1 protein-coding gene is annotated in these 307 nt (G+C 39.4%); it reads right to left on the bottom strand.

Annotation, left to right across the window (positions count from 1 at the left end; all coding sequences use genetic code 11):
• Nucleotides 1-126 precede the first annotated feature (126 nt).
• A partial coding sequence (locus tag JHU38_RS12320) for a hypothetical protein (protein WP_207859430.1) occupies nucleotides 127-307 on the bottom strand: 181 nt, incomplete at its 5' end.

Here is a 307-nt window from a genome sequence, read left to right as displayed (position 1 = left end):
CTGAAAAAGAAAAGACTTGGACGAAAATAAGCGATTGTAGAGCAAGTTTATAAAGCGCTCGTTATCAATATATTACGCTTTTTATGGTATTTTTCCTACACTTTTTCGCCTTTAATCGCTATGCTTTTAGGCCGTCATCGCAGCCCTTTTAGCGGCTAAAAGCTGTGGTTTAGCGGTGTAATCGCTATGCTTTGAGCCGATAAAAGCATAGCTTTGAGTATAAAAAGGTATAAAAATCGGTAAATCGAAGGACTTTTTCGGCGTTCCGGCACTTAGATGACGTGTTGCGGAAGTGTTAAAATCAGGT

It is taken from the genome of Prevotella illustrans, from assembly GCF_017426725.1.
Classification (GTDB): Bacteria; Bacteroidota; Bacteroidia; order Bacteroidales; family Bacteroidaceae; genus Prevotella; species Prevotella illustrans.
This window is presented reverse-complemented; position numbering and strand designations above follow the sequence as displayed.